The organism is Reticulibacter mediterranei (assembly GCF_016587455.1).
Genome location: NZ_BNJK01000001.1, coordinates 1,486,427 through 1,511,706, shown reverse-complemented (window position 1 = coordinate 1,511,706; position 25,280 = coordinate 1,486,427). Strand labels below are relative to the sequence as shown.

Below are 25,280 nucleotides of genomic sequence, written 5' to 3'. Positions count from 1 at the left end.
TACTTGCTGTTGAGCCGTTGCTGCTGTACACTGGTTTTGCCAGAAAACCCTTGCCGTTTTGATGGTATGCCATGCATCTATTCACTTCGTCACTGGAAGATTGAGTAGAGAGGGCAAGGGGCAAAGTTAGTGATATAATGCGGCAAATAAGTTCTTATAAAGATAAATCCTTTATGTGAGGGGGTATTGATGTGACTGTGAAGCAACAACCATCAATCAAAGACATTGATCATCTATTGAGGCGAGGCGTCGCCCAGGTCGAAAAAGAGCCTGATCTCCGTCGCCTCCTGTTGGAGGGCAATAAGGGCGAGCCTCTGCGGGTCAAACTTGGTGTGGACCCCACTCATTATGATTTGACCATCGGTCACGCAGTTGTCTTTCGTAAACTGCGCCAGTTTCAACGCCTGGGACATAAAGCAGTGGTCGTCATCGGCGACTGGACAGCTAGATTGGGCGATCCTAGCGGTCGCGAGGAAGCTCGTAAGCCTCTAACTGAGGAACAGGTCAACGCCAATGCTAAGACATATCTGGACCAGTTCTTTAGAATTGTTGATCGCGGGCAGACGGAAGTTCGCCGCCAGAGCGAGTGGTTCGACAAGTTTACGCTGGGAGACGCCATCAAGTTGCTAGGCTACAAGACGGTGGCACAGATGTTGGAACGTGACGATTTCTCGAAGCGCTATAAAGGCGGCATCGAAATCTATCTGGCCGAGTTCATGTACCCTCTCTTGCAAGGATACGATTCGGTTGCCCTGCGCGCCGACGTGGAGATTGGCGGAACGGATCAGACCTTCAATCTGCTCGTTGGTCGCGAATTGCAGCCCACCTTTGGACAGCCATCACAGCAAATCTTGACCGTCAATTTGATTGTGGGTCTGGATGGCGTGAAGAAGATGGGAAAATCGCTGGATAACTACATCGCCATCACCGCCCCCGCCAACGATATGTTCGGGAAGTTGATGTCGCTGCCCGATCATGCCATGCGCACCTATTACGAGGCGCTCACTGATGTCGATGAGGCCGAGCTTGACGAGTTTGATCGAAAGATGGTAGAAGGCTCGCTCAATCCACGCGATGTGAAGTTGCGTATGGCCCGTGAGATCGTGACCGAGTTCCATAACGAAGCAGCGGCACAGGAGGCACAGGAATCCTTTATTCGTCAGTTCTCGGAGCGCAAACTACCGACCGACATTCCCGATTATCATCTCAGTGCCGACAAAAATGTTGTTGAGTTGATCGTCGAGGCGAAGCTGGCTGCTAGCAACAACAAAGCACGCGAGCTGATCAAACAGGGCGGCGTTTCCCTCTTTCCGAAGGGCGAGGCCGGCACATCTATTCGTATTGCCGATCCAGAGTTTGTTGTGCCCGCTGAGGATGGCGCTATTCTCAAGGTTGGCAAACGGCAGTACATTAGAATTAAACAAGAGCAATAAAAATGATGGGCGCAGCAATTGCGCCCATTCTCCATTCTATATCCATATTTCAGGTCTCCAGTCAGGAGGATAACAGCTATGCGACGTGCAACAATTGGGATCATTGGCGGTAGCGGACTCTATCGTATGGAGGGGATGACCGATGTTGAGGAGGTCAGGGTAGCAACACCGTTTGGTGATCCCAGCGATGTAATTACGATTGGCAACTTCTCCGGTGTACCGATGGCATTTTTGCCGCGTCATGGACGCGGACACAGCATCAATCCCACCGAGATTCCCGCCCGCGCAAATATCTGGGCGCTTAAAAGTCTCGGTGTGGAATGGGTTATTGCTGTCAGTGCTGTTGGCAGTTTACGTGAAGAGATTGCCCCACGCGATCTAGTCATTCCCGATCAGATTTTTGATCGCACGAAAAGCCGCGTGAACGGCTTCTTTGAGGGTGGTCTGGTCGTGCATTGCACCTTTGCCGATCCTTTCTGCCCTGAACTGAGCAATCTGCTGTTGGACTCAGCACGTGAATTGGGTGATGTCAACGTGCATGCAGGTGGCACCTATGTCTGTATGGAGGGGCCACTCTTTTCTACGCGGGCCGAATCTAATGTCTATCGCAAACTGGGCATGGACATTATCGGGATGACGGCGCTGCCAGAGGCGAAACTGGCTCGCGAGGCCGAACTCTGTTATGCCACTATCGCCTGTGCGACCGATTATGACTGCTGGCATGAGTCTGAGGAATCGGTGACGGTACAGATGGTTGTCAATAATCTCAGCGCGAATGTTGCCAATGCACAACGTATCTTGCAATCGGTGGCCCAGAAGATACCGGCGAATCGCTCTCATCAAACCTGTGGCTGTGCTGACGCTTTGGCTACCTCGATTATGACGGATCGTTTGCAGCTCCCCGCTCCTTTGAAGGAGAAGTATAGCCTGCTAATTGGCAAATACCTTTCTTGACAAATCAGGGACAGAGGAGTATAATAGGGACCGTCTCTTAGAGAAAATGTTCAAGGGACGGGCCGGTTTTCTTCCGGTCCTGTCGGTCGGCGTGATCGGGTCCTGCGCGGCAGATGTTTGCGAACCCCGCCAGATCCGTGAGGAAGCAACGGTAAGTGGACCTCTCTGGGTGCCGCAGGGGTGCCTGGTTGCGCCGACCGGCAGGACCGGGCGAAAATCGGTTTTCTATGTCTTTTCTTGTTGTCGGGGGGTCGGTCGTGGCCCGTCATGAGGATTACAGGCGGGAGTCTTTCTATGGCCTCACAGTCTCTCTATCGTAAGTGGCGCTCTCAGACGTTCTCCGATCTCGTCGGTCAGGAGCCTGTCATTCGCACGCTGCAAAATGCGCTCAAGGATGGCAAGTTAGCTCATGCCTATCTCTTCACTGGTCCCCGAGGAACCGGGAAAACCAGCACCGCTCGTCTTCTTGCAAAAACCATCAACTGTCTACATCCTGTCAATCATGAACCCTGCAACGAATGTCAACAATGTCGGGAGATTACCGCTGGCAATTCGTTTAATGTGATTGAGATTGACGCCGCCTCCAATCGTGGTATTGATAGCATCCGCGAACTCCGCGAAAAGGTGATGGTTCCTCCCTCAACAGGCAGATATAAAGTCTATATCCTCGACGAAGCGCATATGCTGACCGTCGAAGCATTTAATGCCCTGCTCAAAACGTTGGAAGAGCCGCCTCCTCACGCTATCTTTGTCATGGCAACCACTGATGTACATAAAATGTTGCCAACGGTATTGTCTCGCTGTCAGCGCTTCGACTTCAAACGGATCACCACGCGACAGATCGTGGAGCACCTGTGCTTTATTGCGGAACAGGAGCAGGTACAGTTAGAGCGCGTGGCCGCCGAACTGATTGCTCGTGCTGCGGCTGGCGGTATGCGCGATGCTCTTAGCCTGCTGGATCAGGCAATCGCTTATGCGGGACAGAGTATTCAGCTCTCTCAGGTCCAGGCAATGCTGGGCATTGCTGATCCCCGCGCCATCCAGAAATTCATATTACATATCGCCAACCTTGATAGTTCTGCGGGTTTGCATCTGATTCATGAGCTTGCTGAGGCCGGAGCGGATCTGCGCCAGATTAATAATCAGGTTGCGGAGTATTGGCGTGCGATGATGCTTTGCAAAGCAGGGGCAAATATTGCTGAGATCCTGGACACCACCGAAGATGAGGTGCGCGAGATTGCTGAAGCTGCGAAACTGTTTGCGCTGGAAGAGTTAATCGAGTGTGCGCGTATCTTTGCCCAGAACGATCTGATGCAGAAGAATCAGGGCACACCCCAATTGGGATTGGAACTGGCTCTGCTCTCTTGTGTCGGGTTACATAGCCGTGCGCAGACCGGACAACCACTCACCGCCGGCCCTGCTGTTCTGCCTGCTCAACCGATGCCCGCTACCTCACCTCGTACCGTATCTCCTCAACAACAGCCTCAGCGTGAAGCTCCTGCCGGGGTATCGTCTCCACCACGGGAAACGCCCGCGTCACCTCCTGTGCAAACTACTCCAGCGCCAAATAAATTGCCAGATGAGCAAGTGCAAAGACCACAGCGGGAATCTTTTGTTGCTTCTCACGCAAGTTCGCCAACCAGTCTGTCATCGCGCGTTGAAGAATCTGCTTCGGTACAGAGTCAGCCAGTCACACCTCAGCCCGCCGCCTCAGATGGGCAACCTGCTGGCGATCCTCCGTCGCTGACCGTTGCTGAGGTGAAGGAGAAATGGGAGTTTGTGAAGCGGCGCGTGAAGACGAAGAAGGATGGAGCAATTGTTGCCGCGCTGCTCAATGATTTGCCGGTTGTGCTGATAGAAGGAACTGCTGCTCAACCAATTCTTGTTATGAGAGCCTCAGCCGAATTTCACTATAAAGCAATCCATAAAAGTGAAGAACGTCAGCGGCTTATTGAATGGGCGTTGAAGATTGAACTGGGGCAGGAGTGTCGTATTCGTTTGCTTTCACCAGGACAATCTGTGCCGTTGCCGCCACCGCCCGCGCTATCAATACAGACACCGCATAGATCGGATATTGCTAGTGGTTCTATTGCTGTGCCACCGCTTCAGCGCCAGCCTGATGATGGGCGTAACGGCTCATCATCACCTCATGGTTCTGCGGGGAACTCAACAATGTTCACTATGTCCGCTGCACCGGCACAGGCGTCGCCCCATCTGGAACGACCTGGAACGGCCCAATCTACAATGCCGCCGCCTCCACAAAATGTGATGCCATTGGTGGAGATGCAGCAGCCATCTCCTCCTGTTCGCCAGTCTCAAACTCCTGGCCCCGTTTCAACACTTGCCAGGATGGAGAGTGTGAGAGAGAATAGTAAAGCAACATCTCTCGCCACACCTCTTGAAAGTATAAGACGATCCAATGCAGGCCGACAGGAGCAGGTAGAGAAAAAAGCGAAAAATGATCCTGTTGTTCAGGAAGTGATGCGGATGTTTAAAGCAGACATCAAGGACATCCATCTCAAGTGAGGAGTTATAGAACATGAACATGCGAGAACTTCAGCGTATGCAGCAAAAGCTGATGAAGATGCAGGAAGAACTGGAAAACACCAACTTCACTGGCACGGCTGGCGGCGGTGCCGTCACGCTCATGATGAGCGGAAAGTTCGAGATCGTCGATGTCAAAATCGACCCTGAAGCGTTTAACGCCGAAGATATTGCTGAGTTGGAGATTATGGTGAAGGCCGCTGCAAAGGATGCTTTTACAAAAGTGACCGATGCGCAGCAGAAGCTAGTGAGTAATGCCACCGGGGGTATGCGTTTGCCCGGAGGATTGTTCTAAGTCATGAGCGATGTTGCACCACCGGTGGCTGCGTTGATCGAGGAGTTTTCTAAACTGCCCGGCATTGGCGTAAAGACCGCGCAGCGCCTGACTTTTTTCATTTTGCGTAGCCCGACGGATCAGGCGCGTCGTCTGTCAGATGCCATCATACGCGTGAAAGAAAGTATTGTCTATTGTTCGCGCTGTTTTAATATCACGGAGACCGATCCGTGTCCTATCTGTAGCAACTCATCTCGTGAGCAGGATGTCATCTGTGTGGTGGAAGAACCGCTTGATGTGCTGGCTCTGGAAAAGACAGGCGTGTATAAAGGGTTGTATCACGTGCTGCATGGGGCGCTATCGCCGATGAATGGCATCGGGCCAAAGGATATTCGTATCGAAGAGCTGCTCAAGCGCCTGGAGAACGAAACGATCCGCGAGGTGATCCTGGCGACGAATCCAGGTTTTGAGGGCGATTATACTGCCAGTACGATCAAGCGTGATATCCAGAATGAGCTGAATTTACCTGAGTTGAAGATAACAACTTTAGCGCGTGGTCTTCCTCTGGGGAGCGATCTGGAATATGCCGATGAGGGAACCCTTAGCCGTGCTCTGGAGGGCAGGCGCGAGCTATAGCAGTATTCATTTTCTGTTTCTCAGATGGGGTGTCGAGGGATGTGCCAAAGCTTGCGCCTCCCCTGGTTGCCAGCGTGTAGCGTGTATGCGTATTGTTGTTTCGTGAGTACCACAAGCGCAACTTGACAGCTATTTGTACTTATGGTACTCTTGTTCTACCTCTGGGAGATAGACGAAGAGAGCGCCTATTTCCGGTTTTCAATCCTTGCCAGAGAATACGTATATAGAAGCATTGCAACGGGAGATGCAAAGCGACTCTCATTCTCTAGAGAAAGTATAGATCAGCGACAAGCGTCTGCTCGTTTTCGAGGATGAGTTCTTTAAGATTGCAATCCTTGACTGGTTTTGAAGAAAAAGGAGGAAGGCAGGGGGTGGAATGGGACAATCCCATCTTAATGATGTACGCCCCATGCTGAGGAAATGTTAATGAGTAAGAAGGAAAAACCTACCGTAGATCGCAATGGTACTGCTGCTGCTGGCATGAGCGAGCGAGAGAAGGCTATCGACCTGGCGCTTCAACAGATTGAACGCCGCTTTGGTAAGGGCGCGATCATGAAAATGGGCGATGCTGCCAAAATTCAGGTCGATGTGATCCCTACTGGCTCGGTTGCCCTGGATCTGGCCCTCGGTATCGGAGGCCTGCCCAGAGGACGTATTACCGAGATCTACGGCCCTGAATCTTCAGGTAAAACCACCCTCTGCCAACATGTGATCGCCAATGCACAACGCGCTGGTGGGTATGCCGCTTTCATCGATGCCGAACACGCTTTTGATCGTATCTATGCTTCTCGCTGCGGCGTCGATACTGATAAGCTGCTCATTTCACAGCCCGATACCGGTGAGCAGGCGCTCGAAATCGTTGACTCATTGGTACGCAGCAACGCTGTCGATGTAGTGGTGGTAGACTCTGTGGCCGCGTTGGTGCCTCGCGCTGAAATTGAAGGCGAGATGGGCGATTCTCATGTTGGCTTGCAAGCTCGCTTGATGAGCCAGGCACTTCGTAAGCTCACCGGAGCTATCAGCAATTCCAATTGTGCCGTTATCTTTACCAATCAGTTGCGTGAAAAGATTGGCGTTATGTTCGGCAATCCTGAGACGACAGCTGGTGGTAAAGCCCTCAAATTCTATGCTTCGGTTCGCCTGGATATTCGTCGTACCGATTCGATTAAGATAGGTCAGGATGTCGTGGGAAACCGCACGCGCGTTCGTGTTCTGAAAAACAAAGTTGCTCCTCCCTTCAAATCTGCCGAGTTTGACATCATGTATAGCGAAGGCATTTCACGCGAAGGTGGCCTGCTCGATCTCGGTCTGGAGATGGGTCTGGTCAAGAAGAGCGGTGCCTGGTTTAACGTTGGCGATATTCGGCTCGGTCAGGGCCGTGAGAACGCGAAAGATTTTCTGCGCCAGAATACCGACGTTGCTCTGGCTATCGAGGAGCAGATTCGCGGCAACATGAACAACTTTAAAGTTGGTGAGGCTGAGATCGTTGAGGAGGAGGAGGATGAGGTGGAGGAGACGCCATCGTCTGACGAGGAAGCCTAGTTGTTGCCTGCTTCTAAACTCTGCTAAATGTATCGAGAACCTGGCATTCTCCGCGATGCCAGGTTCCTTTTTGTCGTTTATTCTTCATCTCCCTGTGGTTGTTTTCTATTATCCTTGAGGATCCCTGGGAGCTTCTGAGCCAATTCTGGTTGATTCAGCCTGACCAGTGGCCTCTCACTGGTAGAAAGCAGTGGCTCAAGCTCTTCGCTTTCGATCAATGGTGGTTCTAATGCCTGGGCCACAGGTTCACGTTCGCGCCACCAGGTAGCAACCATAGCGGGATCGATTGCACCCAGCTCTCCAGTATCCGCTCGTTGCATCGACCAGTCGAGAATTGCCTCATCCAGTGGTATTTCGTGTCCAGCTTTGACGCTCATATTCCATTTGTGATCCATGATATCGAAGTAGGCTTGCATCGGATCTTGATTGCTGGCGAGGTGTTGACGCAACAGCAAGATCGCTGGTAGATGGTAGTTCGTGTACCAATCTTGCGCGGCCTCCTCAATGCTGACATCGCGCCCAAGTTTTTCGTGCATCAAGTATTGATGACCAAGTATCAGGTTATAAAATCGGCGCGCGTAAAGACGCGGAACCGAGACGTGGATCAGTTCATAGATGCGCCGCTGATACCATCCTGGCAGCACGGTGGTAAAGCCCTGTAATGCGTGCCCGGTCAAACCCAGCAGTGAGTATCCCACACGATTGAGTTTGTGTAAGAATTGCTCGGCCTGAAAGAGATTGCGAAAACTTGATGGATCGGCCAGATGCGTGTGTTGGCGTCGTAGCCAGCGATAGCGCTTCTCAAAATAGCGAAAATCTTTATCGTCCAGGAGCTGCACATCTTCGGGCAAATCTCGCGCCTGGCGTAGATCTTCCGCCTGCCACGCCAGCGATTCGCCAAATAAGGCCAGATCTTGCTCGCGTAGCCCATCGCTGACCGGTCCTGGGAAAAGCTCTGATGTCTCTGCATCTGCCATAATCGCCAGGATGCTCCGACCATCAATGCGGATCAGCACATTAGCCAGAGAGGGATCTCCCCAATAGACGCCATGTTCGTGCAACTCGACCATTAACACTGCTACCGCAGATAATAGATGTTGTTTGGTTCGTTTATTGAGAGGCAGGCGGTACAGCAACACATGGGGGATGACGCGAGGTGCCAATCTGGTAACAGTGTAGCCACGATCCCCGCTGATATATTGAGTTGTTCCTCCCAGTTTAGGCATATCGAGCGCGATCGGAGAGGATGGGACGATGACATAGCCGATCGGACTGAGCGCAGGAACACCACGATTCTCTATCTCATGGAGAATGCGTATTTCTCTCTCAGCCATACGGGGCGTCGTTTCTTTGATGGCATAGCGTGTTCCCTGCCGCTCTACAAAAACGACTGGATGGCGCGACTCTCCGCGCCGCACGACTAACAACTGTACTCCCTGCTCCCCCCATTCCTCTAACCTCGTATTCCAGGGAAGTCCTTTGAGGCGACGCTTATCTTCTGGACGCATTAAGAACTGAGTGGTGGCTTTTTTGGTCACTGTGGCAAATCCCCTCCTTTGCAAAGGTATCAAGCAAACATACACTACTGTAATTGTATCATCTGCTTGCTGACATGTTTGTGTTGTTCTCACTTGCTTTCTATTTATGCATTGGGCCAGCACTTCTGCCTTGCTGATAGCTCTTCTAATCCTTGGTAATTGCTGACCTTGCCCTGGTAGAGTAAAGATGTTAAAGTATTTAGGAAAAATGTATTCTATGAGAAAATAGAGGCCAGAGTGCATGGCAATTATATCTAACGACGATCACATAGGTCCAGAACAGGAGAATGCGTTTCCACTAGATGAACAACAATCTTTTGCCCCCTCAGAAAACAACATGGAGATTGTTGTGCTTGTGGATGCGAAAGGAATAATAACCTATGTCAGCCCTTCTATCTCCTCTCTGCTTGTCTGTGCTTCCGAGGCCATTGTGGGTTGCCATGCACGTGATCTGCTTCACCCTGACGATTTTGAGCCTGCGTTATGGGAGGGAAGCAGTATAGAACAAGCAGTTCCTGAGAGCCAGGAAGGTGAATATCGCCTTCGCCATAAAGATGGTTCGTGGCACTGGTTTGAAGGCAAGAGCACGAATCTTCTCGCAGTGCCAGGTGTAGGAGCTATTGTTTGTACATTTCGCACTATTTCTCAACAAAAGCTGGCCCCTCGCTTGCATTGGAGTGAGATATATACATCAAAGCATTTCGTCCAATTTTATGAAAATGATGCCTTCCTTATAGATTCGGTGAGTAGCTTTCTCGGCACTGGCCTTGAAACAGGCGATGCTTGCGTCGTTATTGCCTCTCAGGAACATCTTCTGATGCTTGAAGAACAGTTACGGGCGAATGGAGTGGATCTGTTGCATGCTGGTGCGCAGGATAAGTATATTGCATGTGAGGTAAATACAGCGCTCGCACTCTTTATGGTTGATGGTCTGCCTGGGCCTGAGCGCTTCTCTAAAGCTATTGGAGGTATGATCGCACGAGCGGTACAGAGGGGACGCCATGTCCGTGTTTTTGGGGAAATGGTCGCGCAACTGTGGGTTGAGGGGAAGCAGGATGCTGCCGTTCGCCTGGAAGAACTCTGGAATAATCTATATCATAATCCCTATACTTTCTCGCTTTTCTGTGCATATCCAATGCACTGCTTCGCCGGAGAAATCTATCAAGAACAGTTCTCCAGGATTTGTCAGCAGCACTCACATGTCATTCCTGATGAAAGCTATACCTCGCTGGCTCAGATTGATGAGCGTCTTCGCGCTATTAGCTTGTTGCAACAAAAGGCAAGTTCGCTAGCAGCCGAGATAGTCGAACGTAAGGAGGCGGAGAGTCAACTGAAGATCTCTGAAGATCGTTATCGCCGTCTCTTTGAAACCTCCAAAGATGGATTGCTGATTGTCGATGCTGACACCCATCTTATTACCGATGTAAATTCTTCTGTCACAGAATTGTTGGGCTATACACGTGAGCAACTGTTGGGCGATGATCTCGGGCACTCAGGCATGTTTCAGAGCCAGGAGATCAGTCAGGCAGCCTGGCTGGAAGCATTGGAGCAGCCTTCTAGCCGTTATGATGCCTTGCCTTTGCAAACCAGAGATGGGCAGATTCGCTATGTTGAGTTTGTGAGCAACCGCTATCGAGCCAATGGGCATGAGGTGATCCAGTGTAGCCTCCGTGATGTCAGCGAGCGCAAAGAACTGGATAAACGTAAAGATGAATTTATCAGCATGGCAAGCCACGAACTCAAAACGCCGGTAACTAGTCTCAAGGGTTTTCTTAATCTTGTACAGCGCCGCTCAATCAAGCAAGGCGATGAAAAAGTGCTGCATTATCTTGCTCGTATGGATATTCAGATCAATAAATTAACGGCATTGATCAATGATCTGCTTGACCTTTCCAGGATGCAGACGGGCAAGCTGATTTATCGAGAAGAAGCTTTTTTGATGGATGAACTGGTGCGAGAAATTGTAGCAAACATTCAGGAAACAACGCAAACGCATCGGCTGGTGCTTGAAGGACAAACGCTGGCGACGGTATTTGGTGATCGAGAGCGCATCGGGCAAGTACTCATCAACCTGCTGAATAACGCGATAAAGTATTCTCCTCAAGCCGATACTGTTCTGATGCGTATGGCAAACGGTCGGCAAAAGATCCTTGTGAGTGTTCAGGATTTTGGTATTGGGATTGCTAAGGATCATCATCTCAGGATCTTTGAACGCTTTTATCAGGTGACGGAACCCGTAGAGAAGACGTATCCAGGATTGGGTATCGGTCTCTATATCTCCAGCGAGATCGTCAGGCGACATGGCGGACTGATGTGGGTGGAGAGTCGGAAGGGCGAAGGTGCAACCTTTCATTTTACCTTGCCCCTTACGGACGAGGGAAAGAGGCTCGCCTCCTTGTAAGTAATGCGAGTATGTAAAGGTGAAAAGTTACTATGCAAAACAAACAGAAGAAAATCCTTGTGGTTGATGATGAGCCTGACATTTTAGAATTTCTGCGAGAGCTATTGGTACAGGAGGGCTACGCTGTCGCCGTTGCAGAGAGGGCCGAGTACGTAGAGACGCTCTGCGATAAGAACCTGCCTGACCTCATCCTCATAGATGTTTTACTATCGGGAAAAGATGGACGCGAGATTGTCAAGTGGCTCAAGAGTCAACCAGAAACAGATCATATTCCAGTAATTATGTTTTCTGCCCATCCTGGTGCCGAGGCGACTGTTCTTGCTGCCGGGGCCGATGATTTTGTGGCGAAACCGTTTGAGATGGATGAGATTCTAACAAAGATAGCAATGCATATTTGAAAACAGGGAGGTTTTACAATGGGTGCTGTTACCTTTGATTTCTCCAATGAAGTGGCTCTTATCACTGGTGGATCACGGGGGCTAGGGCTAGAGATTGCCCAGGCCTTTGGCGCGGCCGGAGCGACGGTCGTTATTACTGCCCGTCGTGAGCAATGGCTTGGTGAAGCGAAACAGATGCTCACCGATCAAGGCGTTACTGTTCATACTTTTGTTTGCGACGTTGCCGATGCTGCATCAGTTGAGCAGGTCGTGCAACAAACGCTTGAGGCGTGTGGCAAGATTGATGTGCTGGTCAACAATGCTGGTTTGACCTGGGGCGCGTCCGCTGAAACCATGCCGCTAGAGAAATGGCATCAGGTGATTGAGGCCAATATTACCGGCACATTTCTCATGTCTCAGCATGTCGGGCGACATATGCTTAAATGTCAAAAGGGAGCAATTGTCAATATTGCCTCGATTGCCGGTCTGGGTGGTGGGCAGCGCAACACGATTGGCTATAATACCAGCAAGGCTGCGATTATTAACCTGACCCGCTCTCTTGCTCTGGAATGGGGAGCGCAAAACGTGCGCGTCAATGCCGTTGCCCCTGCTATGTTCCGAACGCGTATGACAGAAGCGATCCTCCAACGCTCTGAAGCCGCGATTGCCGCTGCCACCCCCATGCAGCGGATCGGGCAGCACGGCGAGCTTGCTCCATCCGTGCTTTTCCTTGCTTCTGAGGCTGCTAGCTATATTACTGGCCAGGTACTCGCGATTGACGGTGGAAAAACTGCCGAGTAATTTTGGGTAACTTTGAACCCAAAAAGATGGAAGTCTTTTTGATCCTCCATTTGGAGGAAGTCTTTTTGGGTTCTATTTTCTATACTATAAGCGATAAAACAAAAGATTACTTTACCGCGTTCACGACAGGAACAATTACGAACATGCTCTTTTTGTATAATTGCTCTCTCTCACTATTGATAGCATAAAATTGAAATGTACAGGCGTATTAAGAAATGATTGGGTGACAGAAGGATGGTGGGTTCGTCCCGAACAGGTGCGCCAGATGAACAAGGAGATGAGTACATGGTTACTCCGGTTGCCACAAAACCAACAAAAATCATTCCACATATTGCAGAACCTCCACTGATAGGCAGTATGTTTACGTTTCAAAAGGATCGTCTCGCCCTTTTCTTGCGTGTTGCTCACGAATGTGGAGATATTGGGCATCTCCATTTTGGGCCTTTCCCTTTTGTGCAGCTCAATGCTCCAGAACTGGTGCAGAGCTTTCTGGTTGAGCATGCTTATGATTTCTATAAGGGCGAGACAATGCACAAAGCTTTTGAGCCGATTATTGGTCATGGCCTGTTTATTAGCGAGGGGAATTTCCATCGGCAGCAGCGCAAACTGATAGCTCCATCGTTTCAGCCGCGCCATATCGTGAGCTATGCCGATGCGATGGTACATTATGGAGAATTGATACAGGTAGGTTGGCAGGATGGAGAAACAGTTGATATCGGGCAAGAAATGACGCATGTGACGATGAGCATTGTTGGGAAGGTGCTTTTCAATGCAGATGTCTTTACTGAGACGGATGAGTTGGGAAACGCTATGACCGTTGTACTTGAACAGGCCAACTATACCCTCTCCCATCTTTTCCCGGTCCCTCCAAACTGGCCGGTTGCACGGAATAAACGGGTCAGGCATGCGCTTGCTGTGCTGGATCAACAAATCCAGAAGATGATCGTTGAGCGACGGGCCAGAGCCGATCAAGGGAATGATTTCCTGTCGATCTTGCTCCATGCGCGCGAAGAGAATGGCGATACCATGAGCGATCAGCAGGTGCGTGATGAGGCGCTGACACTCTTTGGGGCCGGTCATGAGACAACAGCTACAGCTCTCACATGGGCCTGGTATCTACTCACTACCCATCCTGACGCCTATCACAAGTTGCAGCAAGAGGTTGATGCTGTGCTGCAAGGACGGACGCCAACCTATGCCGATCTTGCTCACTTGCCGTATACATTACAAGTATTGAAAGAATCAATGCGCCTGTACCCACCTGCATATGCGGTTTCTCGCGTTGCCCTTCATGATCTGGAACTTGGCGGGTATCCGATTCGTAAAGATGAGAGCGTCATAGCTGTGGTTTATGCCTTACATCGACGGCCTGATTGCTTCCCCGACCCGGAGAAATTTGATCCAGAGCGCTTTACGCCTGAAAATGAAAAGCGTTTACCGCGCTATGCTTATATGCCTTTCGGAGCTGGTCCGCGCATCTGCATCGGCAATCATTTTGCGATGATGGAGGGCCATCTCCTGCTGGCTACGCTTGCCCAACGCGTCTCTTTTGAACTGGTATCAGGCCAGCAGATCGAGCCTGATCCGAGTAAGACTATCACCATTCGTCCAAAGTATGGGATGAAAATGGTGGTTCGGCGGAGAAGCGTACAATGAAATGATGTCTGTTCTTCTGATAAGGAAGTGTTTGTATGTCAATTGTGCTACAGAGGATAGACTTTTCTGCTACAGAGACGCTGGTGTCAATTTTACGAGATGCCGATGAGGATGAGCAGCGGGTTCGTGACACTCTTGCTGATGAGGCGTATACCTCTTATGCGGCCCTTGCCGGTGAGCAATTGGTGGGTGCTGTCACGGTCCGCTGGCAAGAGGATGAAAGCGAAATCGAATATATTGCGGTAGTCCCAGCGCGGCGCGGTAGCGGATATGGTAAGGCGATCATGGCTGTGGTGTTGGAGGAGGCGCGACGGCGTAATGTTCGTTCCCTGCTGGTTGGCACCGGGAATAGTTCTCCCTATCATATCGCCTTCTATCAAAAGTGTGGCTTCCGTATGGATCACGTACGCAAAGATTTTTTTCGCTACATCCAGCCGCCGGTTTTTGAGAATGGCATCCTTTTACAGGATATGCTGGTCTTTCGCTGGGAGAATGAGCAATAATCGTGAGTAAAAAGGAAGCGGGAACCAGCGGCTCCCGCTTTGAATGTTGTAATCAAACAATTGGTGTAACTATCAGTTTGCCAAATTGTTCTCGATTCTCCATGCGCTGGTGCGCCTCGCCAATCTGTGCAAGCGTATAGGTGCTGTCAACTACTGGCTGGAAGCGGTTGGTGGCTACTAGCTTGAGCACATCGGCGAGATCCTGTCGCGTTCCTCCATAGGAGCCGATGAACGATAGCTCTTTTGCGAAAAGATTCCAGAGGTTTGTCTTGCCTTCATTGCCGGTTGTTGCCCCACACGTGACCAGACGCCCACGACGTGTCAGGCTGGCCGTGCTTTTTTCCCAGGTGCTTGCTCCGATATGTTCGACGACAACATCAACTCCGCGTTTGTTGGTGAGACGCCTCACTTCCTGGAAAAAGTCCTGTTCGCGGTAATTAATGACTTCATCTGCTCCCAACTTGCGCGCATGCTCTATTTTTTCAGCCGAGCCAACCGTTGTAATGACGCGTGCGCCGCTCAGTTTCGCAATTTGAATGGCGGCACTGCCAACTCCGCTGCCAGCCGCGTGAACAAGCACATCCTGTCCGGGGGTGAGAGGAGCCTGTTTGATGAGCATATGCCAGGCGGTGATCGCTGCCAGGCCAACAGCGGCAGATGGGACGTAATCAACTTCTGGCGGTAAAGGAACGATGCTGGACGCCGGTACACGGATGTATTCAGCATACCCACCCTGACTGCCCAGACCCACAATGTCGCTCTTCAGACAGATCACTTCTTCTCCTGAACGGCAGAATTCGCACTGTCCGCAAAATAGATATGGTGCGACTGCGACGCGTTGGCCTGTGGTGAGGCCACTTACCGCGTCTCCAATTGCGGCTATTTCACCTGCGACCTCGGAACCAGCAATATGTGGCATGGGAGCAATCTTTGTTCGTCCTGTGCGTGAGTAAATATCCAGACGATTGACTCCACAGGCGTGTACTTTTACCACAACATCTGTCAGGCCCGGCGTCGGTTGAGGCATATCCTCCACTTTGAGAACGTTGATATCACCATGTTCATGGAATACTACAGCTTTCATTGTCCCTCCTGATCAATCTATTTTCTGACGATGTTTCCTCTATCTTACAACTTTCTCGGGTATAGCTGGAATTGATGGCATCATCTGGTCGGCTGCGATGCCTGCTGTTGCAGTTCATGCAGGCAATACAGAATGTGCGCGAGAGAGTCGTGGATAGGATTGGCGGTATTTACGATGCAGCTATTGTCTTCATATTCCTCAAAGCGTGGCTTCCAGCGCTCCCATTCTTCCCATGAAGTAATCTGAAATTGTGAGACCATGCCTTTGCGCCCTTCAAGGCGGCGCTTTTGTAGCTCTGGGGAACACTGGCAGTGAATTACCAGAATCGGGATGTGAAAGGATTGTGCTAGCTCTCTTGCCTGCTCGTATGTTCTGCGGTAGGTGAGGGGAGTGTCGAGAATCACGCTTAAATTGAGTTCGAGCTGCTTGCGTGAAAGCGCGAATAGAAGATCGTATGCGAAACGTCCAATTTCTGGCTGCTCTCCCAGGAGATCAACTGCCATCTGTCGAATAATATCTCTATCGAGAAGTGGTGCCTGTAATGTTCTCGCCAGTGCTCGTGCAATAGTGCTTTTCCCCGTGCCAGGATAGCCACGCATTACAATTAACGTATTTTCGCTCTGTCGTGTCATTGTCTCTCTTCTATTTCGCGCCTGATAGTCTTTCCCACTGCGAGTGCAAAATGAGCATGTGAGTATGCTATCTTTTCTAGAAAAGCAGCTTCCAGCCTGTGTAGGTGATACGATTGCCAGCAAAAAAAAGTCACCATCCGTCTTGACGTTCTCGGTTCAGCGCGCTATTATCCGTATGCAAGAAAATGCTGGATAAAGGTAAACATGTGGGTCTATGAAAAAACAATTTGAGGGACGCAGCCTTGCACATCCTGGCTGCTTGATAGGTATCACTGCTGGTCTGATTGTAGGTATTGTTCTGGCGGGTGTGTTAGCCTCTGCCTTCAATGTGGCATTGAATATAGTGCTGCTCGTCTGGTTAGGGGTGACGCTTGGGCTTGGCCTGATCGGTTGGATCATAGGAGAGCGGCTCTCCATGAAATTCTTTCGTGCAAAAGAGCAGGTTGAAGATACTCCTTCTACTGATTCTTCCCCATCTGCATAAATGATGAAATGCTTTGGCCGCTACTGCAAAAGATCTGTGTGGTGACTGTGAGTTTGTCTCCGCTAAAAAACTCGCACTTTGAAAAAAAGTATGCTATAGTATTTTTACATCAGTAAATCGATCACTATGGGTTATCTCTCTCCTTGATGAGCAACGTGGCTCTCATTGGCGATGACGTGTTTGTTTTATGGATGCCGTATCGCCGGGGCTGCCTGCTTGTTGCCCCATCAGATACGAAAATCCTCTTCTGTGCCGTCTTCTATTTCCTGTTGTAATTGCTACGTGAATGAGCGCAATTTTAACGAATCCGCAGTGGGAGGATATATCTTATGCAATGGAATGAGTTTCGCCGACCTGTCTCCGTCGATTTTGTTCCTCGTGGGAGCCTCTGCGAGTGGTGTGGCAAGCCTGCTGAACGCCAGTTGACGGCGATTGGCGGAGTTTTTCATAACGAAAGCGGGATGTTTTGCCGCCCTTGCGGAGAAAAGTTTTCTCAGTCAGTGATGAACTCGCTTCAAGCGGCTACCGCTGTGCAATTAGATCCACAGCAGAACGCTTGAACTGTCTCAAGTGCGATAGCTTTCGCTTTGCGAGAAAACAAAAAGAAAAGCGGACAGATGTATCTCTCTGGGAGAGATTAGTACACCTGCCCGCTTTTTGTTATGCATACCGTTTCATATACTGCTCTATGTCGAACGGTTTGGCTTTCTGGGCCAGTTGGTATGCTTCCTGATCCATTGTTGGCCTCTCTTCACGATAGAAGAGGCCGATGTATTGTTTCTCTGTCTCCATTGCCAGGGTGACAGCTTTTGCCCGATCGCTGGTGCTATGATCGGCTGGCATCGGGGTCACGGCGGCATCCCATGCGTCAAACGTATGGTAGAACGTTGGGCAAGGGCTGAGCGCGTGAATGAAGGAGAAGCCTTTGTGCTGGACGCCCTGTTCAATTAAGGCAGCCAGATCCTTCGGCTTGGCTGAGTAGCCACGCGCTACAAAGCTCACGTTGAGCGAGAGGGCCGTTGCAATCGGGTTGAACTGCGAGGCCATCAAGCCATAAGGGGTCGATTTGGTGACGTGTCCATGTGGAGACGTTGGGGAGGTCTGTCCCTTCGTCAGGCCATAGATCTCGTTGTCCATGACGACTACTGTGATGTCAATGTTGCGCAATGCTGCATGAACGAGATGACCGGCACCAATACTAAAAAAGTCTCCATCGCCACCAACGGCGATAATGTTCAGGTCGGGACGGGCCATTTTCAATCCCTGAGCCACTGGTAATGCCCGTCCGTGAACGCTGTGAAATCCAAATGTTTTCAGAAAGTGTGGGAAGCGGCTTGAGCAGCCGATACCAGATACCACGACTGTTTGATCGAGAGGCAATTTCAACCCTGCCAGGCTGCGCATTGTCGCGTTGAGTACACCAAAGTCGCCACACCCCGGACACCAGGTTGGTTTGACCTCGCTTTTGTAGTCTTTCGGTGTAGGATTGATGATCGTTTGCGTCATGATTAACTGACCTCCTCAATGGCGCGCAGGATTTCGCCAGCGGTGAACGGGATACCTCCAAATTTATTGACACGAATGGCTTGCAAACCATATTTTGCGCCGAGCAGATTGGCTAACTGTCCCGAGTAGTTGCACTCTGGTACAATTACTTTCTGCACCGAGCGGATGAAGTCGCGAATGGTACGATCTGGCAATGGTGAGAGGATCTTGGGGTGCAGCGAGGCCACTTTGTAGCCTTTCGCGCGTGCCCGATCCACTGCCTCTTGAATCGTTCCTTCTGTCGATCCCCAGCCAATGATACCGATTGTGGCGTCTTCGTCGCCGTAGCGTTCTGGTTTGGGTAGCTCTTCTGCTGCTGTGTCCAGCTTGCGGAAGCGCTTTTCCATCATCGCTGTGTGGTCTTCTGGCTCGTAGTCGGGATGACCATGCTCGTTGTGTTCCAATCCCGTTGCCGAGTATGGAGTTGCGCCAACGCCGGGTGCGGAGATGGGCGAGATGCCACTGGCTGTGTAGGCATAGCGCGCATAGCTGTGGGCCGTACCCGCGCCAACCAGCGCTTTGTTCGCATCGTCGTGGCCATTCGCTTCATGCTGGAGACGCGGCTGGATTTCTGCTGGCTGGAAGACGCTGCTCTCGACGCTTTCCACACGTGCGGTGAGGGACTGGTCCGTGAGGAACAGTACGGGCATCTGGTAGCGTTCAGCCATATTGAAGGCCATGATCATGAGGTTGTAGCAATCGGCAACGTTGGCCGGTGCGACGATCATGCGCGGGGTATCACCATGACCAGCATGCAGAGCAAAGCTCAGGTCGGATTGCTCCATTTTGGTTGGCATTCCCGTGCTGGGGCCAGCACGTTGCGCATCGACGATGACGGCTGGTAGTTCCGCCATTGATGATAGGCCAATGAGTTCTGTCATAAGTGAAAAGCCGGGGCCGGAGGTTGCGGTCATTGCGCGTACGCCGCCATAAGAAGCTCCCAGGACGGCGGCGAGTGCTGCCATTTCATCTTCGGCCTGCAAAAAGGTGCCGCCTACCTGAGGAAGCTCTTTCGCCAGGGCTTCCATGATGTCGCTTGCCGGTGTGATGGGGTAGCCTGCAAAGAAGCGACATTGTGCCGCCAATGCACCAGCCACGACTGCCTGGTTGCCGTTCAATACGACTCGGTCCGCCTTCTCGACAGGACCGAGGACATAAGGATCATGTTTGGATAGTTTTTCGGTGACGTACTTTTTCGCAACATCTAATGCCAGCATATTCTTTTCCATCAATGTGGCATTAGCTTTTCTCGATCTAGAAAGTTTGGACTGCACCACTTGAGTAATCGCCTCTAATGGCGGGCCGAACAATCCCGAGATTGCGCCAAGCATGACCATGTTCTTCGTCTGGAAGAGCTGGATCTCTTTGCGGGCGATCTCGTTAAACGGAATTGCGTAAGTAATACAATCACCTGTCTCAGGGGTGAAGTCGGAGGGATCGTAAATGAGAACTCCTCCATGCCGTAAGTCGCTGATGTTGCGATCATATGCTTCTTTATTTAAGCAGATGAGTACATCGGCGGCATCACCCATTGATTTGACAGGATGGTCGCTAATGCGAACTTGAAACATACAAGGCCCACCGAGAATTTCGGCAGGGAACGTCCTGAAGGTATAAACGTGATACCCCCAGCGTGAGGCGGCCAGTGCCAGGATGTCTCCACCGGAGATCGTTCCTTCTCCCGATTCGCCTCCTATTCTGATCGTTACTTCATTCTCCATTGAATGCTCCCTTGAAAATGTGAGACCGCGCTATGCATTCTCTTCTAGCGCGGTTTTTTATATGTAGCGGGAGTTGCCTGGATTGGAGAGTTTTGTCACAAGAGGCGCCTGTGTATATCTCTTCCGAAGTAGATGAGGAGATATAAGTACTATATGTCTCTATTCTTCTTCCACTCGCCAGGCAGCAGTGAAACATTTTTCGTAAGCCCGCTATTTTGATCTACGAGTTTCCTATCTGCTCTTGTGTACCCTCTAATGGCCTATCAAGCCCGTCATACGCGGTTCAAAACAGAACCGTACATGTGGCTGTTGCTATTATAGCACACTTTACCGACAGTGTGGCCTGATTTATCACATCCTCTAGAAATATGAATAGATTTTCAGAAATTGTGAATACCAAATTTGCCCTTTTCCCCTCTTCACAAGAGAAACGCGATATGGTACAATGCATTCCGCAAGCGGACCCATAGCTCAGCGGTTAGAGCTGCCGGCTCATAACTGGTAGGTCGCTGGTTCGATCCCAGCTGGGTCCATTTTTCATGCGAAAAACCGAATAGCCCGACTCATCCCATTTCGGATAAGTCGGGCTATTCGTCTTATATTTCATAATCCTTCGCCCACCGCACATTCTTTTCCTGATTATTTTTTGCGGCATCTATTCTAAGGTGCGCTCTTGTTGTGCCAACTTGGTCTACAGAGATAAGATAAACCTTATTTAGGGCTTCGCAATATACAGCAAAATAGTCATATTGCCCCCGATAGTGCCGCATTTGTCGATTTTTCCCTGTGACATTATGGTTTGCCGTATCAAACTTGATGAGCGTACCTTCTTTATTGATCCGACCGGTTTTACATTGAATGCGCCACGTTTCCCCTTCGTCGTCTTCGATCATCATATCGTAGCGTTGATTCCCGCCATAAGGCAGGAGCAGCATATAGCCAAGCTGTAGGAAGCGGGTGGCAATGGCTGACTCGCTGATTTCCCCAATCGCGTTGGTATCACGCTTACGTTTTCCAGGTGTTAACATCTGTGTTCCCCTCCAGGCCACATAACAAATTATTGTTTGGAAATACTCTAATATTAATGACTAGATATGACTGCATATGTAACAAAAATATGCTTAAAATGAAAATAGCGTAATTAAAATTACGGATATTTATGAAAAGATTAACGGAATTCGGCGCGAAGAGGATCGATGAGGTTGTGCATGTATGGCTTGTTTAGGGTAAATGAGGTATTCATGGCCTATCCCTAGCCTGATAAATACAGAGGCGTTTTTTTGCAGGGGTGTGTGAAGCGATACAACGAAGCATCGCAGCTCTATGGAGAGCCTGATATTAGTTTCGTGAGAACAGGGGGAGCGTGAACCAGAAGGTGGAGCCTTTGCCGGGTTCGCTTTGTACGCCGACCTGTCCTTTGTGGCGCTCGATAAAAGTACGGCAAATGTGTAAACCCAATCCCAACCCAACTTCGCTGCCATTGAGCACTTTAATCCCCGATACGCGATAGAAGCGTTCCCAGATATGCTCCTGTTCATGCGCCGGAATCCCCAGCCCATAATCTTTGACCGAGACGTAGGCATAATCTTCTTGCTTGCGTAAAAGCACATCGATAGGTTGATCCATTGGCGAGAACTTGTGCGCGTTCGAGAGATAGTGCGTAATGACCTGTTTAATACGGCTAATATCCACCAGGATAGATATCTCTTTATTGTCAGGATGCTCTACACGAATCGTGCGGTTGGTAGAGAACTGCTTTCTATTCTGTATTACCTCATCAAGCACCTGGTTTAACTCGCACTGTTCAAGAAACAGGTCGATGGTGTTATTGCTGATTCTCGTGCTTTCTAGCAATATATTGATGAAACGGGTGAGGCGAGTAAGCTGCTGATCGGTATGCTCAAGAAGCTCCTGTGCCTCTGCCAATCTATTCAAAAGCTCCTGACGTGGAAGGCTGAGCACTTCTACATTGTTGCGTAGCCTCCGACCAATCAGCTGAATATTCCCTTTAATGCTTGTCAATGGTGTTTTGAATTCATGGCTGGCAATACTCAGGAATTCATTCATCTGTTGTTGCGTTTTATAGGAGGCGATCATCCTAGCCCGCACTCTTCTCTGTTTTTGCGCAAATATGATACGCCTGATCAGCGCTATAAAGAGGCGGAAGATAATTTTTGTCAATCTACTGAAAAATCTAAACATTATTCTACTCTACTTTCCATGGAATTCTTATAGCCAGAATTCCATTCAAACACACCCCTGGTATTTGCTATTAGGTGGGGTTTTGCTTGCATTGTCTTCTTCTGATACGTATGATATTGCCTGTGAGAAGACAGGCAGCAGATAGCATAGAACCTCTCTCGTTCTCTAGTATGGGATATGAGACAGGTAAACGAGAGCTTCAACACGCAGGATAGATGTAAGAGGTGAGAGGAGATTGCTTATCGTGTATTGCAGAGTCTCCTGAGATAATCTATTCTACGTAGAATAGTTGATATATACTCTTTTGGCCAGCCGGTATCCTCCAGGAGGTCACCTATGTCAGTTTTACATACAGCGTCTCATCAACAATCTGCAACAGATAGCAAAGATACTCAGGAACCCCTCTCTCCCATTGAATCCGCGAAGGCAGCTGGATTGCGCTACGTCTCTGATGCAAAGGCAGGTATTCACCGTAAACGGGTTGGGAAGCATTTTAGCTATATAGGGTTTGATGGTAAGCCTATTCACGATCAAAAAGTGTTGCACCATATTCGCTCTCTCGCCATCCCACCAGCCTGGACGCAGGTATGGATCTGTCCCAATCCGCGCGGACATCTGCAAGCGACGGGACGCGATACAAAAGGGCGCAAGCAGTATCGCTACCATCCCGAGTGGCGTAAGGTTCGCGACGAGACGAAATATGATCGCATGATAGCCTTTGGTCATGCACTGCCCCACATCCGCGAACATGTTGCTCATGATATGGCCCTCCCCGGGCTACCACGCGAAAAAGTTCTCGCCACGCTGGTTCGCTTGCTGGATGAGACCTCGATTCGCATTGGCAACGAGGAGTATATGCGCGATAACGAATCATTTGGATTGACAACGATGCGTGAAAACCATGTTGATGTTGAGGGGGCTATCATCCATTTCCAGTTTCGTGGCAAAGGAGGGAAAGAGTTCAAGCTAGATATTAAAGATCGCCGCCTGGCCCGAATTGTAAAAAAATGTCAGGATCTACCCGGACAAGAATTGTTTCACTATCTCGATGATGAGAAAGAGGCGCATATCGTCTCCTCCGAGGACGTGAACGAATATCTCAAACAAATGACGGGACAGGAATTTACCGCCAAAGATTTTCGCACCTGGGCTGGAACTATCATTGCAGCCTGCGCTCTGCTCGATTGTGGCGAATGTGAAACAAAGACGGAGGCCAAAAAGAATGTTGCTCAGGCTATTGAAAGCGCTGCCCAGCATCTTGGCAATACACCGGCCATTTGCCGCAAGAGCTACGTCCATCCTGAAATCATAGATGCTTACCTTGCAGGCACACTGCACCATGCTCAGCCTCAGCAGAACGAGAAGTCTGGAGAACAATCGTCCTACGCCCTTCAGCCTGAAGAGCAATCAGTTCTGGCACTTCTGGAGCAAGAGCGATAAAATATCTATAGTCATCAACTTCTTACCTTTTGTGATCCGTGTTTCAGAAGACGACAATACGTCTCTGTCACAAACCTGTTCCCGGATACGTCTAAAAGGTAGAACATCTTTTGATGTGTTGCAATAGTGTGCGCAATCGAGCGTAGCAAGGAAAGAGACCTGCTTTATGAAGAGAGTACTCCAGGAGAGAAAAGATAAAGTTATTGATGAGGAAATCATGCCTCACATCGTCGTTGTTGGTGCAGGTTTCGGTGGGCTACGCGTTGCACGCGCTTTACGTCACGCTCCAGTGCGGGTGACAGTGATTGATCGCAATAACTATCATCTTTTTCAACCGCTATTGTACCAGGTGGCAACAGCTGCCCTCTCTCCCGCCGATATTTCGGCACCCATTCGCCATATTTTGCGCAAACAGAAGAATACAACCGTGTTGATGGCCGAAGTAACTGGCATTGATCTTCAGCGGCAGGAGGTGCTTACTCCTGATCGTTCGATCCACTACGATTACCTTGTTCTTGCAACCGGTGCCAGTCATAGCTACTTTGGTCACAATGAATGGGCGGAATATGCCCCGGGCCTCAAATCGATCATAGATGCCACCTCTTTACGCCGCAAAATCCTGCTGGCATTCGAGGCCGCCGAGATGGAGACCGATCCTGAAAAATTGCGAACACTGCTCACATTCGTCCTGATCGGTGGCGGTCCTACAGGTGTCGAGATGGCGGGAGCAATCGCTGAGCTGGCTCATAAAGCGCTGGCAACCGATTTTCGCCATATTGATCCCGCCTCCGCGCGCATCATCCTAGTGGAGGCATTGCCAAGAATCCTGCCTGCATTCCCAGAATCGCTCTCTGAAAAAGCTAAACAAGGCTTGAATCAGTTGGGAGTAGAGGTAAGGACAAATTCTCCGGTCGAGCAGGTCAATGTTGATGGCCTTGTGATTGCTGGCAAACAACTCGCAACCAGAAATGTGATCTGGACCGCCGGCGTTGCGGCATCTCCTGCTGGTAAGTGGTTGCAGGCTGAGACCGATCGAGCTGGGCGCGTCAAGGTTGACCCCGATCTTTCGCTGCCCGATCATAACAACGTCTTTATAATCGGCGACACCGCCTCAGTCATGCAGGACGATAAACCACTGCCTGGAGTGGCTCCGGTTGCTATGCAAGAAGCGTACTATGTGGCCTCCCGGATCGAACAGAGAGTGGATGGTAAAACAGAGATGCGGCCCTTTCATTACCGCAATAAAGGGAATCTTGCCACAATTGGACGCTCTTATGGCATTGCAGACTTTGGCTGGCTCCGCTTTGGCGGCTTTCTGGGCTGGGTGCTCTGGCTGGCTGTACACATCTTTTTCCTGATCGGCTTTCGCAATCGTGTGATTGTGTTTTTCCAATGGGCCTGGGCGTATTTGACATTTCAGCGTGGCGCCCGCCTGATTACCTTTGATTCACCAACAGCAACGAAAGATAAAGAACTGTTTAAAGAACTTGTCTAGAAGGGTTGCTACCGTCCC

The 25,280-nt window shown here is 50.2% G+C and carries 22 protein-coding genes, 1 tRNA gene and 1 other RNA gene; 17 read left to right on the top strand and 7 right to left on the bottom strand.

Translation table 11 applies throughout. The features are described from left to right. Window positions 1-197 precede the first annotated feature (197 nt). From tyrS to recA, 7 genes are all read left to right on the top strand, one after another. The gene (gene tyrS / locus K3T83_RS06665) at window positions 198-1,433 is read left to right on the top strand and encodes a tyrosine--tRNA ligase (RefSeq protein WP_373324587.1); all 1,236 of its coding nucleotides are present in this window, start codon (window positions 198-200) and stop codon (window positions 1,431-1,433) included. 78 nt (window positions 1,434-1,511) lie between these two features. Beyond that, window positions 1,512-2,387, top strand: a complete 876-nt coding sequence (gene mtnP / locus K3T83_RS06660; RefSeq protein ID WP_220202188.1) for an S-methyl-5'-thioadenosine phosphorylase — start codon at window positions 1,512-1,514, stop codon at window positions 2,385-2,387. Between the two features lie 93 nt (window positions 2,388-2,480). Continuing rightward, window positions 2,481-2,580, top strand: an RNA gene (gene ffs / locus K3T83_RS58620) — signal recognition particle sRNA small type. A 101-nt stretch (window positions 2,581-2,681) separates the two neighbouring features. After that, the gene (gene dnaX, locus K3T83_RS06650) at window positions 2,682-4,913 is read left to right on the top strand and encodes a DNA polymerase III subunit gamma/tau (RefSeq protein WP_220202187.1); all 2,232 of its coding nucleotides are present in this window, start codon (window positions 2,682-2,684) and stop codon (window positions 4,911-4,913) included. Window positions 4,914-4,926: 13 nt separating this feature from the next. Then, window positions 4,927-5,226 (top strand): YbaB/EbfC family nucleoid-associated protein, encoded by a 300-nt coding sequence (locus K3T83_RS06645; protein ID WP_220202186.1) that lies wholly within the window; start codon window positions 4,927-4,929, stop codon window positions 5,224-5,226. Between the two features lie 3 nt (window positions 5,227-5,229). Further along, entirely contained in the window at window positions 5,230-5,841 is a 612-nt protein-coding gene (gene recR / locus K3T83_RS06640; protein ID WP_220202185.1) for a recombination mediator RecR, read from the top strand. Between the two features lie 480 nt (window positions 5,842-6,321). Beyond that, window positions 6,322-7,383 (top strand): recombinase RecA, encoded by a 1,062-nt coding sequence (gene recA, locus K3T83_RS06635; protein ID WP_220208182.1) that lies wholly within the window; start codon window positions 6,322-6,324, stop codon window positions 7,381-7,383. Between the two features lie 77 nt (window positions 7,384-7,460). Here the strand turns inward: recA and K3T83_RS06630 are convergent, their stop codons facing one another. Further along, window positions 7,461-8,921: a DUF4032 domain-containing protein gene (locus K3T83_RS06630; RefSeq protein ID WP_220202184.1), complete on the bottom strand. Its 1,461-nt coding sequence runs from the start codon at window positions 8,919-8,921 to the stop codon at window positions 7,461-7,463. 241 nt (window positions 8,922-9,162) lie between these two features. Here K3T83_RS06630 and K3T83_RS06625 point away from each other — a divergent pair, with 241 nt between their 5' ends. The 5 genes from K3T83_RS06625 to K3T83_RS06605 all read left to right on the top strand — a co-directional run bounded on the left by K3T83_RS06625 (window position 9,163) and on the right by K3T83_RS06605 (window position 14,659). Next, complete coding sequence (locus K3T83_RS06625) at window positions 9,163-11,322, top strand: PAS domain S-box protein (protein ID WP_220202183.1); 2,160 nt, start codon at window positions 9,163-9,165, stop codon at window positions 11,320-11,322. Window positions 11,323-11,354: 32 nt separating this feature from the next. Beyond that, window positions 11,355-11,720 (top strand): response regulator transcription factor, encoded by a 366-nt coding sequence (locus K3T83_RS06620; protein ID WP_220202182.1) that lies wholly within the window; start codon window positions 11,355-11,357, stop codon window positions 11,718-11,720. Window positions 11,721-11,738: 18 nt separating this feature from the next. Beyond that, window positions 11,739-12,500, top strand: coding sequence for a 3-oxoacyl-ACP reductase FabG (gene fabG / locus K3T83_RS06615; protein ID WP_220202181.1), 762 nt, complete (start codon window positions 11,739-11,741; stop codon window positions 12,498-12,500). 285 nt (window positions 12,501-12,785) lie between these two features. Continuing rightward, window positions 12,786-14,156, top strand: a complete 1,371-nt coding sequence (locus K3T83_RS06610; RefSeq protein ID WP_220202180.1) for a cytochrome P450 — start codon at window positions 12,786-12,788, stop codon at window positions 14,154-14,156. A 35-nt stretch (window positions 14,157-14,191) separates the two neighbouring features. After that, the gene (locus K3T83_RS06605; protein ID WP_220202179.1) at window positions 14,192-14,659 is read left to right on the top strand and encodes a GNAT family N-acetyltransferase; all 468 of its coding nucleotides are present in this window, start codon (window positions 14,192-14,194) and stop codon (window positions 14,657-14,659) included. A 52-nt stretch (window positions 14,660-14,711) separates the two neighbouring features. Here the strand turns inward: K3T83_RS06605 and K3T83_RS06600 are convergent, their stop codons facing one another. After that, window positions 14,712-15,743, bottom strand: a complete 1,032-nt coding sequence (locus tag K3T83_RS06600) for a zinc-binding dehydrogenase (protein ID WP_220202178.1) — start codon at window positions 15,741-15,743, stop codon at window positions 14,712-14,714. 80 nt (window positions 15,744-15,823) lie between these two features. Next, window positions 15,824-16,375, bottom strand: a complete 552-nt coding sequence (locus tag K3T83_RS06595; RefSeq protein ID WP_220202177.1) for a P-loop nucleotide/nucleoside kinase family protein — start codon at window positions 16,373-16,375, stop codon at window positions 15,824-15,826. Window positions 16,376-16,589: 214 nt separating this feature from the next. On the opposite strand from K3T83_RS06595, the gene K3T83_RS06590 reads away from it, so the two are divergent. Next, complete coding sequence (locus K3T83_RS06590; protein ID WP_220202176.1) at window positions 16,590-16,859, top strand: hypothetical protein; 270 nt, start codon at window positions 16,590-16,592, stop codon at window positions 16,857-16,859. 329 nt (window positions 16,860-17,188) lie between these two features. Then, a complete protein-coding gene (locus tag K3T83_RS06585; protein ID WP_220202175.1) occupies window positions 17,189-17,419 on the top strand; it encodes a hypothetical protein in 231 nt (76 codons plus the stop codon). A gap of 100 nt (window positions 17,420-17,519) precedes the next feature. Here K3T83_RS06585 and K3T83_RS06580 read toward each other — a convergent pair whose 3' ends face one another. Together K3T83_RS06580 and K3T83_RS06575 are read right to left on the bottom strand one after the other, a co-directional pair. Further along, window positions 17,520-18,365, bottom strand: a complete 846-nt coding sequence (locus K3T83_RS06580) for a 2-oxoacid:ferredoxin oxidoreductase subunit beta (RefSeq protein ID WP_220202174.1) — start codon at window positions 18,363-18,365, stop codon at window positions 17,520-17,522. 2 nt (window positions 18,366-18,367) lie between these two features. Next, window positions 18,368-20,125 (bottom strand): 2-oxoacid:acceptor oxidoreductase subunit alpha, encoded by a 1,758-nt coding sequence (locus tag K3T83_RS06575; RefSeq protein ID WP_220202173.1) that lies wholly within the window; start codon window positions 20,123-20,125, stop codon window positions 18,368-18,370. Window positions 20,126-20,585: 460 nt separating this feature from the next. Between K3T83_RS06575 and K3T83_RS06570 the strand changes: the two genes are divergently transcribed. Continuing rightward, window positions 20,586-20,658, top strand: a tRNA-Ile gene (locus tag K3T83_RS06570). A 63-nt stretch (window positions 20,659-20,721) separates the two neighbouring features. On the opposite strand, the gene K3T83_RS06565 is transcribed toward K3T83_RS06570, so the two are convergent. Both K3T83_RS06565 and K3T83_RS06560 read right to left on the bottom strand, forming a co-directional pair. Continuing rightward, window positions 20,722-21,153: a group I intron-associated PD-(D/E)XK endonuclease gene (locus K3T83_RS06565; protein WP_220202172.1), complete on the bottom strand. Its 432-nt coding sequence runs from the start codon at window positions 21,151-21,153 to the stop codon at window positions 20,722-20,724. Window positions 21,154-21,463: 310 nt separating this feature from the next. After that, window positions 21,464-22,222 (bottom strand): sensor histidine kinase, encoded by a 759-nt coding sequence (locus K3T83_RS06560; protein WP_220202171.1) that lies wholly within the window; start codon window positions 22,220-22,222, stop codon window positions 21,464-21,466. Window positions 22,223-22,663: 441 nt separating this feature from the next. Between K3T83_RS06560 and K3T83_RS06555 the strand changes: the two genes are divergently transcribed. Next, window positions 22,664-23,767, top strand: coding sequence for a DNA topoisomerase IB (locus K3T83_RS06555; RefSeq protein WP_220202170.1), 1,104 nt, complete (start codon window positions 22,664-22,666; stop codon window positions 23,765-23,767). A 166-nt stretch (window positions 23,768-23,933) separates the two neighbouring features. Continuing rightward, window positions 23,934-25,262: an NAD(P)/FAD-dependent oxidoreductase gene (locus tag K3T83_RS06550; RefSeq protein WP_220202169.1), complete on the top strand. Its 1,329-nt coding sequence runs from the start codon at window positions 23,934-23,936 to the stop codon at window positions 25,260-25,262. The last annotated feature ends 18 nt before the right edge of the window (window positions 25,263-25,280 follow it).